This is a genomic window from Streptomyces sp. SLBN-8D4, from assembly GCF_049739545.1.
Lineage (GTDB): Bacteria > Actinomycetota > Actinomycetes > Streptomycetales > Streptomycetaceae > Streptomyces > Streptomyces canus_C.
In genome coordinates, this window is the sequence record NZ_JBMGQC010000001.1 from 5,666,102 (window position 1) to 5,681,942 (window position 15,841).

A 15,841-nucleotide genomic window follows, 5' to 3' on the forward strand; every position below is an offset into this window, starting at 1 on the left:
GACGTGACTGGAACCCTTGTCCTGGCGGGCACCCCCATTGGCGACATCGCGGACGCTCCGCCCCGGCTCGCGGCGGAACTGGCCGCGGCCGACGTGGTCGCGGCCGAGGACACCCGGCGGCTGAAGCGGCTGACCCAGGGCCTCGGCGTGACGCCCAAGGGGCGGATCGTGTCGTACTTCGAGGGCAACGAGGCCGCCCGCACACCCGAACTCGTCGAGGAACTCCTCGGCGGCGCGCGTGTGCTGCTCGTCACCGACGCCGGGATGCCGTCGGTGTCCGACCCCGGGTACCGGCTGGTCGCCGCGGCCGTGGAGAAGGACGTCCGGGTCACCGCCGTACCGGGGCCGTCCGCGGTGCTCACCGCGCTCGCGCTGTCCGGGCTGCCCGTCGACCGGTTCTGCTTCGAGGGCTTCCTGCCCCGCAAGGGCGGCGAGCGGCTCTCCCGGCTGCGGGAGGTCGCCGACGAGCGGCGCACCCTCGTGTACTTCGAGGCTCCCCACCGGCTCGACGACACGCTCGCCGCCATGGCCGAGGTGTTCGGGGCGGAGCGGCGGGCGGCGGTGTGCCGGGAGCTGACGAAGACGTACGAGGAGGTCAAGCGGGGGGAGCTCGGCGCGCTCGCCGAATGGGCCGCGGACGGCGTACGGGGCGAGATCACCGTCGTCGTCGAGGGGGCGCCCGAGAAGGGGGCCGGGGAGATAGACGACGAGGAACTGGTGCGCAGGGTGCGGGTCCGGGAGGAGGCGGGGGAGCGGCGCAAGGAGGCGATCGCCGCGGTGGCCGTCGAGGCGGGGGTCCCGAAGAGGGTCGTTTTCGATGCCGTCGTCGCCGCGAAGAACGCCACTGGGTGAAGTGCTCCATGAGGTGGGTCACACCCCCTCTGAGCAGGGCGCATGACTTCTGAGCGTGCGCCCCATGTGCGGGCAAAGCGGTGTCTCGGAATGCAAAGCTCCGCGGGGTCCGAGGGGCCGGTTCGGCAAGGAAAGTCCAAATCGGCTCCAACAGTCGACAGGCCTGTCGCCATCGGGTCCTGCGAGGCGTCCACTGGGGTGAGGGACGTACCCGTCCTTCTAACCAGCGGACCACAGGAGCTGGAATGAGCGAGATCGCAGGGCACCCCGGGGCGACGGCTGTCGTCAACGAGTCCTACTCCTTCGCCTGCATGCGCTGCGGGCACGGGTGGGAGCAGTCGTACGAGATAGAGCATCACATCGACGGCGACGGCCGGGAGTTCGTGCAGTACATGGTGGACGGGCGGATCGTGCCCTCTCCGCTCTCCAAGCCCGCGTGCGCGAACTGCGACCACCACGTCGTACGGATCATGCGGCCCGGCCGGGTCGCCTCCGCCCGTGACGCGGCGCACCGTCAGCACAGCACGCCCCCCGCCGGACCCGTGGAGGCACCGGCGGCCGGGGACACCGCGCAGGGGCCGGGCGGGGAGCATCACTGGCACCTGGCCGACCTGCTGCACGTCTTCCAGCGCAAGGCGAGCTGACCGCTCCGCCATCCGGGTGGGCATGCCCCTTTCGTAGGATCGGGGCATGCCTTCGAACAGCCCCCGCGAGAAGAACGCGGCCCCGCCGCTCCCGGAGCCCCTGCGGGTGCCGGTCGCCGACTCCCACACCCACCTGGACATGCAGGACGGGACCGTGGAGGAGGGGCTCGCGAAAGCCGCGTCGGTCGGGGTGACCACGGTCGTCCAGGTCGGCTGCGACGTCCGGGGCTCCCGGTGGGCGGCCGAGACGGCGGGCCAATACGACGCCGTCCACGCCACCGTCGCGCTGCACCCCAACGAGGCGCCCCGGATCGTCCACGGCGACCCCGACGGCTGGTCCCGGCAGGGGGCCCGCCGGGCCGGCGGCACCGGGGCCCTCGACGAGGCGCTCGCGGAGATCGACCGGCTGGCCGCACTCCCGCAGGTCAAGGGCGTCGGCGAGACCGGCCTCGACCACTTCCGCACCGGGCCCGAGGGCAAGGAGGCGCAGGAGGCGTCCTTCCGCGCCCACATCGAGATGGCCAAGCGGCACGGCAAGGCGCTCGTCATCCACGACCGCGACGCCCACGCGGACGTCCTGCGCGTGCTCAAGGAGGAGGGCGCCCCCGAGCGCACCGTCTTCCACTGCTACTCCGGCGACGCCGAGATGGCGGAGATCTGCGCCGGCGCCGGATACTTCATGTCCTTCGCCGGCAACGTCACCTTCAAGAACGCCCAGAACCTGCGGGACGCGGTGGCCGTGGCGCCCCTCGAACTCCTCCTGGTGGAGACCGACGCGCCGTTCCTGACGCCGGTGCCGTACCGCGGACGGCCCAACGCCCCCTATCTCATTCCGGTCACGGTGCGCGCCATGGCCGCCGTGCGCGGCATCGACGAGGACGCGTTGGCCACGGCACTCGCCGCCAACACCGCACGCGCCTTCGGATACCGACCCTCTCGAACGTAACTCCGGGTAGTCGCGTCGCTTTGGAGAGTGACGACCGCTCCGCTAGGTTCTGTGGGCCCGATCCGGACCCCTGGAGCGTGTCGTCGTGAGCAACTCGCAGTACGAGACGTACGAGGCCTACGAGGCGTACGGCCCGACCGCGCCGTACGAACCGTCGGCGTACGGCGGTCCCGAGGCGCCGCCCACGGATCCGGACACCACCGAGACGCTCGCCCACGAGGTGTACGGGGTGCCGGACATGGCACGCAGGCGGCCCTACGAGGACACCTACCGGCCCGCCTACGAGCTGCCGGACGCAACGCTCCCGCGCCAGGCCGCGGTGGGCGGCCGGGCGGCCCGCCGGCGCCGGACCCGCTACGCGCAGCGGCCGGACAGCGCGATGCGCCGGCTGCTCCCGCAGGCGCTGGTCGTCGCGTTCCTCGCCGGCGGTACCACCGCGTTCGTCGCCAAGGACAAGGCGATCGAGCTCACCGTCGACGGCAGGCCCAGGACGCTGCACACCTTCGCCGACGACGTGACCGAACTGCTCGCCGAGGAGGGAGTCGCGGTGGGGGCGCACGACGTGGTCGCGCCCGCCCCCGGCGAACAGCTCGCCAGCGGGGACGAGGTCGCGGTGCGGTACGGGCGTCCCCTGCGGCTCACGCTCGACGGCCACCGGCATGAGGTGTGGACCACGGCACGGACGGTGGACGGGGCCCTCGAACAGCTCGGGGTGCGTGCGCAGGGCGCGTACGTGTCCAGCTCGCGCTCCCGGCCGATCGGGCGGGAGGGGCTCGCGCTGGACGTACGGACCGAGCGGTCCGTGACGGTCATGGCCGACGGCCGGGCACGGACGATCCGGACGAACGCGGCGACCGTGGCGGAGGTTGTCGAGGAGGCCGGGATCACGCTGAGCGGGATGGACACCACCTCGGTGGCGCCGGGGAGTTTTCCCCGCGAGGGGCAGACCGTCACGGTGCTGCGGATCACCGCGTCGAGGGAAGTGCGCGAGGAGCAGATCCCCTTCCGGGAGGAGCGGAGCGAGGACGCCTCCCTCTTCAAGGGCACGGAGGCCGTGGACCAGGCGGGGACACCGGGGGTGCGACGGGTCACGTACTCCCTCAGAACCGTCAACGGGGTCAGGCAGAGGCCGCGGCGGATCAGGGTTGAGACGGTCCGGGAACCCCGCACCCAGATCGTGAGAGTGGGCACGAAGCCGAGGCCCACCTCCGTGCAGGGCGCGGACCACCTGAACTGGCGGGGACTCGCGCACTGCGAGTCCGGCGGCCGCCCGAATGCGGTGGACCCCTCGGGGACGTACGGCGGCCTCTACCAGTTCGACACGAGGACCTGGCAGGCCCTCGGGGGCTCCGGCCGCCCCCAGGACGCAACCGCGGCGGAGCAGACGTTCCGGGCGAAGAAGCTGTACGTACGGCGGGGGGCGAGCCCCTGGCCGCACTGCGGTGGCCGTCTGCACGGATGAGCGGCCGCGACCGGCCCCCCACCGGGCCGCGGCTAGGCTGTCCACGTGAGCAGCCCCTCCCCAGACACCCTCCTCGGCCCCGCCGACATCCGCGAACTCGCGGCCGCCCTCGGCGTACGCCCCACCAAACAGCGCGGCCAGAACTTCGTGATCGACGCGAACACGGTCCGCCGGATCGTGCGCACCGCGGGCGTCCGGGACGACGACGTGGTCGTCGAGGTCGGCCCGGGGCTCGGCTCGCTCACGCTCGCGCTGCTGGAGGCGGCCGACCGTGTCGTCGCCGTCGAGATCGACGACGTCCTCGCGGGAGCGCTGCCCGCCACCGTCGCGGCCCGCATGCCCGACCGCGCGGACCGGTTCGCGCTCGTGCACTCCGACGCCATGCACGTCACCGAGCTGCCGGGCCCCGCGCCCACCGCACTCGTCGCGAACCTCCCGTACAACGTCGCCGTCCCCGTGCTGCTGCACATGCTCGACACCTTCCCGAGCATCGAACGCACCCTCGTCATGGTCCAGGCGGAGGTCGCCGACCGGCTCGCCGCGCCGCCCGGTTCGAAGGTGTACGGCGTCCCGTCCGTGAAGGCCAACTGGTACGCCGAGGTCAAGCGGGCCGGTTCGATCGGCCGCACTGTCTTCTGGCCCGCACCGAACGTCGACAGCGGGCTCGTCGCGCTCACCCGCAGGACCGAGCCGATCAGGACCACCGCGTCGAAGCGCGAGGTGTTCGCCGTCGTCGACGCGGCCTTCGCCCAGCGCCGCAAGACCCTGCGGGCCGCGCTCGCCGGGTGGGCGGGCTCGGCCGCGGCCGCCGAGACGGCCCTCGTGGCGGCCGGGGTCTCGCCCCAGGCCCGCGGCGAGTCGCTCACCGTCGAGGAGTTCGCGCGGATCGCCGAGGCTGCGTCATCTCGGGGGACGACCCCCGAACCCCCGAAGGAGCCGGTCCAGCCGTGAGTGTCACCGTCCGCGTCCCCGCCAAGGTCAACGTCCAGCTCGCGGTGGGCGCCGCCCGCCCCGACGGCTTCCACGACCTGGCCAACGTCTTCCTCGCGGTCGGCCTCCACGACGAGGTGACCGTGACACCCGCCGACGGGCTCCGGGTCACCTGCGCCGGTCCGGACGCCGGCCAGGTGCCCCTGGACCGTACGAACCTGGCCGCGCGGGCGGCGATCGCCCTCGCGAAGCGCCACGGTCTGCGGCCCGACGTCCACCTCCACATCGCCAAGGACATCCCCGTCGCCGGCGGCATGGCGGGCGGCAGCGCGGACGGCGCCGGTGCGCTGCTGGCCTGCGACGCGCTGTGGGGGACGGGCGCCTCCCGTGCCGAACTGCTCGACATCTGCGCCGAGTTGGGCAGTGACGTGCCGTTCAGCCTGGTGGGCGGGGCCGCGCTCGGAACCGGACGCGGGGAGAAGCTGCGCCCCCTCGACGTCGGCGGCACCTTCTCGTGGGTGTTCGCGATGGCGGAACGCGGGCTGTCGACGCCGGCCGTCTTCCGGGAGTTCGACCGGCTCACCGCGGGGCCTCGACGTCCCCGAGCCCGTCGCCTCCGAGGCGCTGCTCGACGCGCTGGCCGAGGGCGACCCGGACGCGCTCGCCGCCGCCGTCTCCAACGACCTCCAGCCCGCCGCCCTCTCGCTCTTCCCGGAACTCGCCGACACCCTCGCGGCCGGCAGCGCCGCGGGCGCCCTCGCCGGGCTCGTCTCGGGCTCGGGCCCGACCACGGCGTTCCTCGCCCGCGATCCCGGGTCGGCGGCGAAGATCGCGGACGCGCTGCGCGCCTCGGGGACGTGCCGGTCGGTGCGTACGGCGTCAGGGCCCGTGCCGGGTGCGACGGTGATGGGGGCGTAGCGGTCGGACTACCCTGGAGGGTCGATCGATCCCCCTGGGCAGGAGAGAAATGGCCGTCAATCTGGTCAATGTCGAGAACGTCAGCAAGGTGTACGGCACCCGTGCGCTGCTGGACGGTGTCTCGCTCGGCGTCTCCGAGGGCGATCGCATCGGCGTCGTGGGCCGCAACGGCGACGGCAAGACCACCTTGATCCGCATGCTCGCCAAGCTGGAGGACGCCGACACCGGACGCGTCACGCACTCCGGCGGACTGCGCCTGGGCGTCCTCACCCAGCACGACTCCCTGGACCCCACGGCCACCGTCCGGCACGAGGTCATCCGGGACATGGCCGACCACGAGTGGGCCGGCAACGCCAAGGTCCGCGACGTGCTGACCGGACTGTTCGGAGGGCTCGACCTGCCCGGCTTCCCGCAGGGCCTCGACACCGTCATCGCGCCGCTCTCCGGTGGCGAGCGCCGCCGTATCGCCCTGGCCAAGCTGCTCATCGAGGAACAGGACCTGATCGTCCTCGACGAGCCCACCAACCACCTCGACGTCGAGGGCATCTCCTGGCTGGCCAAGCACCTGCGCGAGCGGCGCTCGGCGCTCGTCTGCGTCACCCACGACCGGTGGTTCCTCGACCAGGTCTGCACCCGCATGTGGGACGTGCAGAAGGGCGATGTCTTCGAGTACGAGGGCGGCTACTCCGACTACGTCTTCGCACGTGCCGAGCGCGAGCGGATCGCCGCCACCGAGGAGACCAAGCGGCAGAACCTCGTCCGCAAGGAGCTGGCCTGGCTGCGACGGGGGGCTCCGGCCCGTACGTCCAAGCCGCGCTTCCGCGTCGAGGCCGCCAACGAGCTCATCAAGGACGTGCCGCCGCCGCGGGACAGCAGCGAGCTGATGAAGTTCGCCTCCTCGCGGCTGGGCAAGACCGTCTTCGATCTGGAGGACGTCACCGTCCAGGCCGGGCCCAAGGTCCTGCTCAAGCACGTGACGTGGCAGCTCGGCCCGGGCGACCGGATCGGTCTCGTCGGGGTCAACGGCGCCGGCAAGACGTCCTTGCTGCGGGCCATGGCCGAGTCCGCGCGGACCGAGGGCGAGAAGCAGCCCGCGGCCGGGCGGGTCGTGGTCGGCAGGACCGTCAAGCTCGCCTACCTGTCGCAGGAGGTCGCCGAACTCAACCCCGCGCTGCGGGTGCTGGAGGCCGTCCAGCAGGTACGGGAGCGCGTGGACCTCGGCAAGGGGCGCGAGATGACCGCCGGGCAACTGTGCGAGACCTTTGGCTTCAACAAGGAGAAGCAGTGGACGCCGGTCGGGGATCTGTCCGGCGGTGAGCGGCGCCGGCTCCAGCTGCTGCGGCTGCTGATGGACGAGCCGAACGTGCTGTTCCTGGACGAGCCGACGAACGACCTGGACATCGAGACGCTGACCCAGCTGGAGGACGTCCTCGACGGGTGGCCCGGCTCGATGGTCGTCATCTCCCACGACCGGTTCTTCCTCGAGCGGACGACCGACCGGGTCTTCGCGCTGCTCGGGGACGCCACCTTGCGGATGCTGCCGCGGGGCATCGACGAGTACCTGGAGCGACGGCAGCGGATGGAGGAGGCGGCCGCCGCCTCGGCGCCCGTGGTGTCGAAGCCCGTCGTGGAGAAGAGCTCCGCCGATCAGCGGGTCGCGAAGAAGGAGCTCCAGAAGATCGAGCGGCAGCTCGACAAGATCTCCGAGAAGGAGACGAAGCTGCACGCGTCCATCGCTGAGAACGCCACGGACTTCGCGAGGGTCGCCACGCTTGACGCCGAACTGCGGGATCTCGCCGGGGAGCGCGAGGAGCTGGAGATGCGGTGGCTGGAGCTCGCCGAGGACGCGTGAAGGTGCGGACACGTGAAGGTGCGGACACGTGAAGGTGCGGCACATCGTCCTCGAACGACAGGAAAGCCGGGAATTCAGCAGTTCCGGGACACTTCTCACCGGTAGGGGAAGCGCAACGTCGAACTAGCGTGTAGCTTCCGGGGGCATGAAGGGCGGGGGTGCTGGGAGAAGGCCTCTGCCTGTGCGGATCAGTGGGCATCCATAGTGGGGCATTCACGCGGATCCATGGGGGGACTGGGGGGTTGCTCGATGGGAGTTCGGCTCATGGTGGTCGACGACCACCGATTGCTCGCCGAGGCGCTGGCCTCGGCGCTGAAACTGCGCGGGCACCGGGTGCTCGCGGCGGCGGCGCCTGCCGCGGGGGCGGCGGAGCTGGTGATCAGCCGGGCGCCCGAGGTGTGCCTGCTGGGGACGGCCACGCCGGCCGAGCCGGGGATGTTCGACCCGGTCGTGAAGATCAAGCGGGAGCGGCCGCAGGTGGCTGTGCTGGTGCTGGGTCCGGTGCCGAGTCCCCGGGGGATCGCGGCGGCGTTCGCGGCGGGGGCGTCGGGGTACGTCCGGCACGACGAGCGCATCGAGGGGGTCGAGCGGGCGATCATGAAGGCGCGGGCGGGGGAGGCGGCGGTTGCTCCGCAGTTGTTGCAGGGGGCGTTCAGTGAGCTGCTGAATCCCGTGGCCCAGCCGGACGACGAGGGGCAGCGGTTGCTGCAGATGCTGACGCCTCGGGAGGTGGAGGTGCTGGTGCGGGTGGCCGACGGGGAGGACACGCGGCTGATCGCGGCGGGGATGGGGATAGCGCCGTCCACCGCGCGGACGCATGTGCAGCGGGTGCTGATGAAACTGGGGGTGGGGTCTCGGTTGGAGGCGGCGGCGTTGGCTGCGCGGACGGGGTTGCTGGACCGGGCGGGTGCCTCCGGCGGTGGAACCGGGTGAGGTGATCGGACACCCGCGGGTGGGTAGGGGCGGGCGTTGTGCGCAGTTCCCCGCGCCCCTGATGCCTGCGGCGGCCTGCGCGGCCCCGGTGGGGGCTTGTGTAGCGCCTGTGGTTCGGTGGGGGGCGGGGCCGGGGTGGGGGGTATCCGTCCTCGGTCCGGCGGCTCGGTTCCTTCTGGAAGGGCCGCGGTGCGGCGAACTGTCCGTAGTGGCGCCGGTGACTGCACCCACCTAGGGGCGCGGGGAACTGCGCGACCAGCCCCCACACACCCGCACCCGCCCGACAACCCGACCCGGCACCCCCATAGGCGCCCCGCCCAAGCCCAGCGCAGCTGCCCGCGGGGAACTGCGCGACCAGCCCCCACGCGCCCGCAGCCTCCCGACAAGCGATCAGGACCCCGGCGTCACTCCTCCGGTGGCTCCACCTGTACCGGCGCCACCGGCTTCAGTTTCAGCCAGACCAGGAAGAAGATGCCGAGGAGCAGCATTCCGAGGCCGGTCCAGAGGTTGATGTTGACGCCCTCCGACTTGTCGAGGGAGGAGTCGGAGGGGTTGATTCCGGCGATCGTGACGATGATGCCGTAGAGGACGAACAGGCCGCCGATGATGCGGCGCAGGTCGAAGATGCGGGCCGCGGTGGCCGACTTGGCCTGGAGTTCGGAGACTTCCCGCTGGACGTCGTGTTCGGAGTAGCCGTGGTGCTCGGACATGGTTCCTCAATCCTCCCGCGGTCAGAACGAGAACGGGATGTAGCAGGCGGCCGCCAGTACCACCGCACCCCAGCCCAGCAGGGCCGGCCTGCGGTACCAGGCGTCGTCTCCGGCGGCGGGGGGCTCGGACATGCCGGGGGACGTCGTGCCGTAGACGAGGCCCTGGAGTTCCTCGGCGGGCTTGGGGGCCGTGAACAGGGACACGGCGACCATCACGACCGCGCCCGCCACGAAGCCGACGATCGCGGAGACGAAGTTGGCGCCCTGGTCGGTGGGGATGTCGATGATGCCCTGCTTGTAGATCCAGAAGTAGTTCACCATCGCCGCCACCGTGCCGGCGAGCAGGCCCCAGAAGCCCGACTTCGCGGACGCGCGCTTCCAGAACATGCCGACGATGAAGACGACGAACATCGGCACGTTGAAGAAGGAGAACAGCGTCTGGAGGTAGCTCATGATGTTCGAGAAGGAGGACGCCAGGAAGGCCGTTCCCACGGAGGCGCAGACGCCGATCACCGTGATCAGGCGGCCGAAGCGGACGTAGTACGCGTCCTCGCGGCCCCGGACGACGTAGCGGCCCCAGATGTCGTTCGTGAACACCGTGTTGAAGGACGAGACGTTGGCCGCCATGCCTGCCATGAAGGCCGCCAGGAGGCCCGTCACCGCGATGCCCAGGACGCCGTTCGGCAGGAGCTGTTCCATCAGGTACGGGATGGCGTCGTTGTACTGGTAGCCCGAGTCGGCGGTGCCGAAGCCCGGGATCAGGGCCGCCGCGACCAGGCCCGGGATCATCACCAGGAACACGATGAAGACCTTCGGGTACGCGGCGATCAGGGGGGTGCGCTGGGCCGCGGAGAGGTTCTTCGCGGAGAGGGCCCGCTGGACCTCCGCGAAGTTCGTCGTCCAGTAGCCGAAGGACAGTACGAATCCGAGGCCGAGGACGATCGTGAGCCAGTTCGCGCCCAGCGGGTTCGCGCTGCCGATGCCCGTGCCGCCCCAGGCGGTGGTGAAGTTCGCGCCGTGCTCGGCCGTCAGCTTGTCCGTGAGGCCGCCCCAGCCGCCCACCTTCTTCAGGCCCAGGACCACCAGGGGGATCAGGGCCGCCAGGATCACGAAGAACTGGAGGACCTCGTTGTAGATCGCGGAGGACAGGCCGCCGAGGGTGATGTAGGCGAGGACGAAGGCGCCCGCGACCACGATCGCCACCCACTGCGGCCAGCCCAGGAGGGCTTCGACCACGATCGCCAGGGCGTAGAGGTTCACGCCCGCGATCAGGATCGCCGCGAAGGCGAACAGGGCCGAGCTGAGGAGGTGGGCCCACTTGTCGAAGCGCAGCAGGAGCATCTCGGGGACCGAGCGCACCTTGCTGCCGTAGTAGAAGGGCATCATCACCAGGCCCAGGAAGACCATGGCCGGGATGGCGCCGATCCAGTACCAGTGGACCGTGTAGGCGCCGTACTGCGCGCTGTTGGCGGCCATCCCCAGGATCTCGGTCGCGGCCAGGTTGGCCGAGATGAAGGCGAGACCCGTGATCCAGGCCGGCAGGGAACGGCCGGAGAGGAAGAAGTCGAGGCTCGTCTTCACCGAGCGGCGGGCCGCGAAGCCGATGCCGAGGACGACGACGAAGTAGATGCCGAGGATCGTGTAGTCGAGCCAGTTGGTGGGGAGCCTCAGCTCAGCCGCTAGATATGCGGTTTCTGCGCCTTTTGTGGGGTTTTGCATAGTCAGCAATTGAACACCTCGGCTGATGCGCTTTGTTTGATTCCGATGTTGACGTGGGTGGGCGATGATGGTTACTTGTGTTTAGTTATGTTTGAGTGAAGGAGCGCAGCGGTGAAGAAGACCTCGACCCGGCTGGCCGACGGTCGCGAGCTCATCTACTACGACCTGCGTGACGACACCGTCCGCGACGCCGTGGACCGGCGTCCGCTGGAGCGGACCGTCACCACGTCGGAGGTTCGTCGGGATCCGCTGCTCGGCGACTCCGTGGCCATCGCCTCGCACCGACAGGGGCGCACCTACCACCCGCCCGCCGACGAGTGCCCGCTGTGCCCCTCGCAGGGCGAGCGGCTGAGCGAGATCCCGGACTCGTCGTACGACGCCGTGGTCTTCGAGAACCGTTTCCCCTCGCTGGCCGGTGACTCGGGGCGCTGTGAGGTCGTCTGCTTCACCTCGGACCACAACGCGTCCTTCGCGGACCTCACGGAGGAGCAGGCACGGCTCGTCCTGGACGCATGGACCGACCGGACGTCGGAGCTGTCGCATCTGCCCTCCGTGGAGCAGGTCTTCTGTTTCGAGAACAGGGGTGCGGAAATCGGTGTGACCCTGGGTCACCCCCATGGCCAGATCTACGCCTACCCCTTCACCACCCCGCGCACCGCCCTGATGTTGCGTTCTCTCGCGGCGCACAAGGAGGCGACCGGAGGGGAGAACCTCTTCGACGCCGTCCTGGAGAGCGAGCTCGCAGGTGAGCGGATCGTCCTGGAGGGCGAGCACTGGGTCGCCTTCGTGCCCTACGCGGCGCACTGGCCCTACGAGGTGCACCTGTACCCGAAGCGCCGGGTGCCGGATCTGCTCGGCCTCGACGAGGAGGCCCGCACAGAGTTCCCCAAGGTCTATCTGGAACTCTTGAGGCGCTTCGACCGGATCTTCGGGGAGAACGAGCCTTCGACGCCCTACATCGCCGGCTGGCATCAGGCGCCGTTCGGGCAGTTGGAGGAGTTCGAGGGCGTCAACCGGGACGACTTCGCGCTGCACCTCGAGCTTTTCACCATTCGCCGTACGTCCGGCAAGCTGAAGTTCCTCGCGGGGTCCGAGTCGGGCATGAACGTCTTCATCAACGACATCCGTCCGGAGGCCGCGGCACAGCGACTGCGAGAGGTAGCGAGTTCATGAAGTACCTGGTGACAGGTGGCGCGGGGTATGTCGGCGGGGTCGTGGCCCAGCATCTGCTCGAGGCGGGGCACGAGGTCGTCGTCCTCGACAACCTCTCCACCGGCTTCCGCGAGGGGGTCCCGGCCGGGGCCGCCTTCGTCGAGGGCGACATCCGCGACGCGGCCAAGTGGCTGGACTCCTCCTTCGACGGCGTGCTCCACTTCGCCGCCTCCTCCCAGGTCGGCGAGTCGGTCGTGAAGCCCGAGAAGTACTGGGACAACAACGTCGGCGGCACCATGGCACTGCTCGGTGCCATGCGCGAGGCCGGCGTCAAGAAGCTCGTCTTCTCCTCCACGGCCGCCACGTACGGGGAGCCCGAGGAGGTGCCGATCGTCGAGTCGGCGCCCACGAAGCCCACCAACCCGTACGGCGCCTCCAAGCTCGCCGTCGACTTCATGATCACCAGCGAGGCGAATGCCCACGGGCTGGGTGCCGTCTCCCTGCGCTACTTCAACGTCGCCGGTGCCTACGGCAAGCAGGGCGAGCGCCACGACCCCGAGTCGCACCTCATCCCGCTGGTGCTCCAGGTCGCCCAGGGCAAGCGGGAGGCGATCTCCGTCTTCGGCGAGGACTACCCGACCCCGGACGGCACCTGCGTGCGCGACTACATCCACGTCGCCGACCTGGCCGAGGCCCACCTGCTGGCGCTGACGGCCGCCAAGCCGGGCGAGCACCTCATCTGCAACCTCGGCAACGGCGAGGGCTTCTCCGTCCGGCAGGTCATCGAGACCGTCCGCCAGGTCACCGGCCACCCGATCCCCGAGATCGTGGCCCCGCGCCGGGCCGGCGACCCGGCCACCCTGGTCGCCTCCGCCGCCACCGCCCGCGAGAAGCTGGGCTGGAACCCGTCCCGCGCGGATCTCGCGGGGATCGTCGCGGACGCCTGGGAGTTCGCTCAGAACATCAGCACGGCAGGGGAGCAGTAGTGGCGGCACAGCAGGTCCGGGACGGTTTCGTCGAGCTGTACGGAACAGAGCCCGAGGGTGTCTGGTCGGCCCCGGGCCGCGTCAACCTCATCGGTGAGCACACCGACTACAACGACGGCTTCGTGATGCCCTTCGCGCTGCCGCACACCGCGGTCGCGGCCGTCTCCCGGCGCACGGACGGCGTTCTGCGCCTGCACTCCTCGGACATCGAGGGCGGTGTCGTGGAGCTGCGCCTCGACGACCTCGCGCCCGAGAGCGACCGGAACTGGACCGCGTACCCGGCCGGTGTCGTCTGGGCGCTGCGCGAGGCCGGCCATCCGGTCACCGGCGCGGACGTCCACCTCGCCTCGACGGTCCCGGCGGGCGCGGGCCTGTCCTCGTCGGCGGCCCTGGAGGTCGTGATCGCGCTCGCGCTGAACGACCTCTTCGACCTCGGCCTCCAGCGCTGGCAGCTGGCCCGGCTGTGCCAGCGCGCCGAGAACGTCTACGTCGGCGCCCCCACCGGGATCATGGACCAGACGGCGTCCGCCTGCTGCGAGACGGGCCACGCCCTGTTCCTCGACACCCGGGACCTCGCCCAGCAGCAGATCCCCTTCGACCTCGCCGCCGAGGGCATGGTCCTGCTCGTCGTCGACACCCGCGTCAAGCACTCCCACAGCGAGGGCGAGTACGGCAAGCGCCGCGCGGGCTGCGAGCGGGGTGCGGCCCTGCTGGGCGTGGACGCGCTGCGGGACATCCCCTACGGCGAGCTCGACGCGGCCCTCAAGCGGCTCGGCGACGACGAGGAGGCCGTACGCCTGGTCCGGCACGTCGTCACCGAGGACGAGCGGGTGGAGAAGGTCGTCGGCCTGCTGGAGTCGGGCGAGACCCGCGCGATCGGCCCCGTGCTGGTCGCGGGTCACACCTCCCTGCGCGACGACTTCCGGATCTCCTGCCCGGAGCTGGACCTGGTCGTCGACACCGCCCTCGCCTCGGGCGCCCTGGGCGCGCGGATGACGGGCGGCGGCTTCGGCGGCTCGGCGATCGTGCTGGCGGAGGCGGCCGACGTGGAACCCCTCACCAAGGCGGTCCAAGAGGCCTTCGCCGCAGCGGAGTTCACCGCTCCGCGGGTGTTCGAGGCGGTGCCCTCGGCAGGGGCGCGACGCCTGGTCTGAGACCGGCTGACCGCTGTTTTGCCCGGCTTGATCCGAACTTGGGGAAAGCCGGGCCTCTCCCTGACGTACGCCCCAGTAGCGTCGGAGCGTGAGTCGAGGGCGCCTTCGCATCCTGTCGGCGATCGGCATCGGCTGCTACGCGCTCGCCGCGATCGTCGGCTTCTTCCTCCTGGCGGACCACCAGGGCTACGGACTCCTGGTGCCCCTGTGGATCGCGCACGGGGTGCTCCTCGCCCTGCTGCTGACGAAGCTGTGCGCGGACGAGACGGGCGTGACAGCCGCGCTCCTGGTGGTGGGGGCCTCCCTGGTGGCCGTGTACATCGCCGACCTGGCCCGTGACGACCTCACCCTGGAGCGACGGGGCGAACGGATCACCGCCACCGTCGTACGGGACTGGCCCGCCCCGGACCGGGGGCGCGAGGCGGACACCTACGACTACGCCCTCGCGCGCCTCGACGGCACCAGGCTCCCGGGCCCCGCCCTGCGGGCCGGATCCGGCAGCTTCGCCGTCGGGCAGAGGGTCACCGTCCTCGCGGACCCCGAGGGCGTCCTGCGTCCCCGGACCCCGGGCGACGCGCACGCGAGCGGCGACGTCCTGGGCGTCGGGGCGTTCGCGCTGATCGCACTCGGCGTGATCGCGGCCACGAGCCGCCGGGGCGCGGCCGTCGCCCGGCGGCGTGAGGAGCGGGCCCGGGTGGCGGACCAGGAGCACACGCTCCGCGAGGCGCTGCGCACGGCCTCGGCCGACGACCACGGGGTCATCGAGGTGCACCCCGCGCACTACCCCGACGTCTCCCACCGCCGCGCGGCCGGCATCGCCGGGGAGCTGGGTCTGGCGCCGGCGGACGAGCCGGGCTCCTGGCGCTTCAGACGGTGAGCATCTTGGTGAGGGTGTACTCCGTGGCCCCCGGCGGATAGTCCGGGATCACACACACCACCTCGTAGCCCTGCTTCTTGTAGAACTCCGGCGCCTGGAAGTCCCAGGTCTCCAGGCGTACGGCGGTGCAGCCCCGGCCGCGCCGGGCCATGCGCTCCGCCCGTGCGAGCAACTGCGAACCCAGGCCCGCCCCGCGGTGCCGTCCGTCGACCCACAGATACGTCACGTGCAGCCAGCTCGTCCAGGTGTGGCCGACCAGCCCGCCCGCCAGGGCGCCGGAGTCGTCCAACGCCCAGACATGGAGCGGGAGTTCCCGTTCACCAGGGGTTCCGCGCAGTGCGCGCAGGACCGGGGAGGCGGCCGTGTTGGTGTCCCGCAGCCGCTTGCGGAGCAGATCTTGCCGGGCTTTGTCGACTTCTGTCTCCAGACGAAACATGCGGCTCACCATAAACGCACCGGACAGCCAGTTCTGCAAATAACCTTCCGCTCCTGCCCCCCGGCCGTACCCTGATGAACAGCACCGGTGGGGGCCGGTGCTGATCAGGGGGGCGAGACAGTCGGGTACGGCGCCCGTAGTGGGGGTAGCAGTTCTTGCGCGGCGGCGGCCGTGCGGCCATCGTGCTTGGGGCGTCGTACCCGCGGCGGTGTCGTCTCCCGAGTCGTCCTCAGACGAAGACGATGGGGTATCCCCTGCTCTTCGAGAGCT

Annotated in this window: 14 protein-coding genes and 1 pseudogene; 12 read left to right on the plus strand and 3 right to left on the minus strand. The window is 71.0% G+C overall.

All coding sequences use genetic code 11. The features are described 5' to 3' along the window. The first annotated feature begins 3 nt into the window (after nt 1–3). The 8 genes and pseudogenes from rsmI to RKD20_RS25835 all read left to right on the plus strand — a co-directional run bounded on the left by rsmI (nt 4) and on the right by RKD20_RS25835 (nt 8,537). Nucleotides 4–852, plus strand: a complete 849-nt coding sequence (gene rsmI, locus RKD20_RS25800; RefSeq protein WP_424879792.1) for a 16S rRNA (cytidine(1402)-2'-O)-methyltransferase — start codon at nt 4–6, stop codon at nt 850–852. Nucleotides 853–1,097: 245 nt separating this feature from the next. Further along, nucleotides 1,098–1,496 carry a hypothetical protein gene (locus RKD20_RS25805; RefSeq protein WP_424879793.1) on the plus strand — a complete coding sequence of 133 codons (399 nt, stop codon included), beginning with the start codon at nt 1,098–1,100 and terminating at the stop codon, nt 1,494–1,496. A gap of 46 nt (nt 1,497–1,542) precedes the next feature. Then, on the plus strand, nt 1,543–2,442 hold the full coding sequence (locus RKD20_RS25810; RefSeq protein ID WP_424879794.1) for a TatD family hydrolase: 900 nt from the start codon (nt 1,543–1,545) through the stop codon (nt 2,440–2,442). Between the two features lie 85 nt (nt 2,443–2,527). Beyond that, complete coding sequence (locus tag RKD20_RS25815; protein WP_424879795.1) at nt 2,528–3,904, plus strand: ubiquitin-like domain-containing protein; 1,377 nt, start codon at nt 2,528–2,530, stop codon at nt 3,902–3,904. 45 nt (nt 3,905–3,949) lie between these two features. Further along, nucleotides 3,950–4,855, plus strand: a complete 906-nt coding sequence (rsmA, locus tag RKD20_RS25820) for a 16S rRNA (adenine(1518)-N(6)/adenine(1519)-N(6))-dimethyltransferase RsmA (RefSeq protein WP_424879796.1) — start codon at nt 3,950–3,952, stop codon at nt 4,853–4,855. Next, nucleotides 4,852–5,752 (plus strand): annotated as a pseudogene (locus RKD20_RS25825) (4-(cytidine 5'-diphospho)-2-C-methyl-D-erythritol kinase). Before rsmA ends, RKD20_RS25825 begins: the two are co-directional and overlap by 4 nt. A 49-nt stretch (nt 5,753–5,801) precedes the next feature. Further along, a complete protein-coding gene (locus RKD20_RS25830; RefSeq protein WP_424879797.1) occupies nt 5,802–7,604 on the plus strand; it encodes an ABC-F family ATP-binding cassette domain-containing protein in 1,803 nt (600 codons plus the stop codon). Between the two features lie 249 nt (nt 7,605–7,853). Further along, nucleotides 7,854–8,537 (plus strand): helix-turn-helix transcriptional regulator, encoded by a 684-nt coding sequence (locus RKD20_RS25835; RefSeq protein WP_424879798.1) that lies wholly within the window; start codon nt 7,854–7,856, stop codon nt 8,535–8,537. Nucleotides 8,538–8,941: 404 nt separating this feature from the next. Here RKD20_RS25835 and RKD20_RS25840 read toward each other — a convergent pair whose 3' ends face one another. Next, nucleotides 8,942–9,247, minus strand: a complete 306-nt coding sequence (locus RKD20_RS25840; protein WP_424879799.1) for a hypothetical protein — start codon at nt 9,245–9,247, stop codon at nt 8,942–8,944. Between the two features lie 21 nt (nt 9,248–9,268). After that, nucleotides 9,269–10,966: a sodium:solute symporter family protein gene (locus tag RKD20_RS25845; protein ID WP_424879800.1), complete on the minus strand. Its 1,698-nt coding sequence runs from the start codon at nt 10,964–10,966 to the stop codon at nt 9,269–9,271. 111 nt (nt 10,967–11,077) lie between these two features. Between RKD20_RS25845 and galT the strand changes: the two genes are divergently transcribed. From galT to RKD20_RS25865, 4 genes are all read left to right on the plus strand, one after another. Further along, nucleotides 11,078–12,139 carry a galactose-1-phosphate uridylyltransferase gene (gene galT, locus RKD20_RS25850; protein WP_424879801.1) on the plus strand — a complete coding sequence of 354 codons (1,062 nt, stop codon included), beginning with the start codon at nt 11,078–11,080 and terminating at the stop codon, nt 12,137–12,139. Then, a complete protein-coding gene (gene galE / locus RKD20_RS25855; protein WP_424879802.1) occupies nt 12,136–13,104 on the plus strand; it encodes a UDP-glucose 4-epimerase GalE in 969 nt (322 codons plus the stop codon). Before galT ends, galE begins: the two co-directional genes overlap by 4 nt. Then, nucleotides 13,104–14,258: a galactokinase gene (galK, locus tag RKD20_RS25860; RefSeq protein ID WP_424879803.1), complete on the plus strand. Its 1,155-nt coding sequence runs from the start codon at nt 13,104–13,106 to the stop codon at nt 14,256–14,258. The genes galE and galK overlap by 1 nt, the downstream gene beginning before the upstream one ends. Nucleotides 14,259–14,346: 88 nt before the next feature. After that, a complete protein-coding gene (locus RKD20_RS25865) occupies nt 14,347–15,135 on the plus strand; it encodes a hypothetical protein (protein WP_424879804.1) in 789 nt (262 codons plus the stop codon). Here the strand turns inward: RKD20_RS25865 and RKD20_RS25870 are convergent. Beyond that, nucleotides 15,125–15,583: a GNAT family N-acetyltransferase gene (locus tag RKD20_RS25870; protein WP_424879805.1), complete on the minus strand. Its 459-nt coding sequence runs from the start codon at nt 15,581–15,583 to the stop codon at nt 15,125–15,127. The two genes, RKD20_RS25865 and RKD20_RS25870, sit on opposite strands and share 11 nt — an antisense overlap. Between the last annotated feature and the right edge of the window lie 258 nt (nt 15,584–15,841).

Coding starts and splice junctions, on each gene's coding strand:
- RKD20_RS25805 (WP_424879793.1), top strand. CDS start 1,098: ATGAGCGAGATCGCAGGGCACCCCGGGGCGACGGCTGTCGTCAACGAG.
- RKD20_RS25810 (WP_424879794.1), top strand. CDS start 1,543: ATGCCTTCGAACAGCCCCCGCGAGAAGAACGCGGCCCCGCCGCTCCCG.
- RKD20_RS25830 (WP_424879797.1), top strand. CDS start 5,802: ATGGCCGTCAATCTGGTCAATGTCGAGAACGTCAGCAAGGTGTACGGC.
- RKD20_RS25835 (WP_424879798.1), top strand. CDS start 7,854: ATGGGAGTTCGGCTCATGGTGGTCGACGACCACCGATTGCTCGCCGAG.
- RKD20_RS25840 (WP_424879799.1), bottom strand. CDS start 9,247: ATGTCCGAGCACCACGGCTACTCCGAACACGACGTCCAGCGGGAAGTC.
- RKD20_RS25845 (WP_424879800.1), bottom strand. CDS start 10,966: ATGCAAAACCCCACAAAAGGCGCAGAAACCGCATATCTAGCGGCTGAG.
- galE (WP_424879802.1), top strand. CDS start 12,136: ATGAAGTACCTGGTGACAGGTGGCGCGGGGTATGTCGGCGGGGTCGTG.
- RKD20_RS25870 (WP_424879805.1), bottom strand. CDS start 15,583: ATGGTGAGCCGCATGTTTCGTCTGGAGACAGAAGTCGACAAAGCCCGG.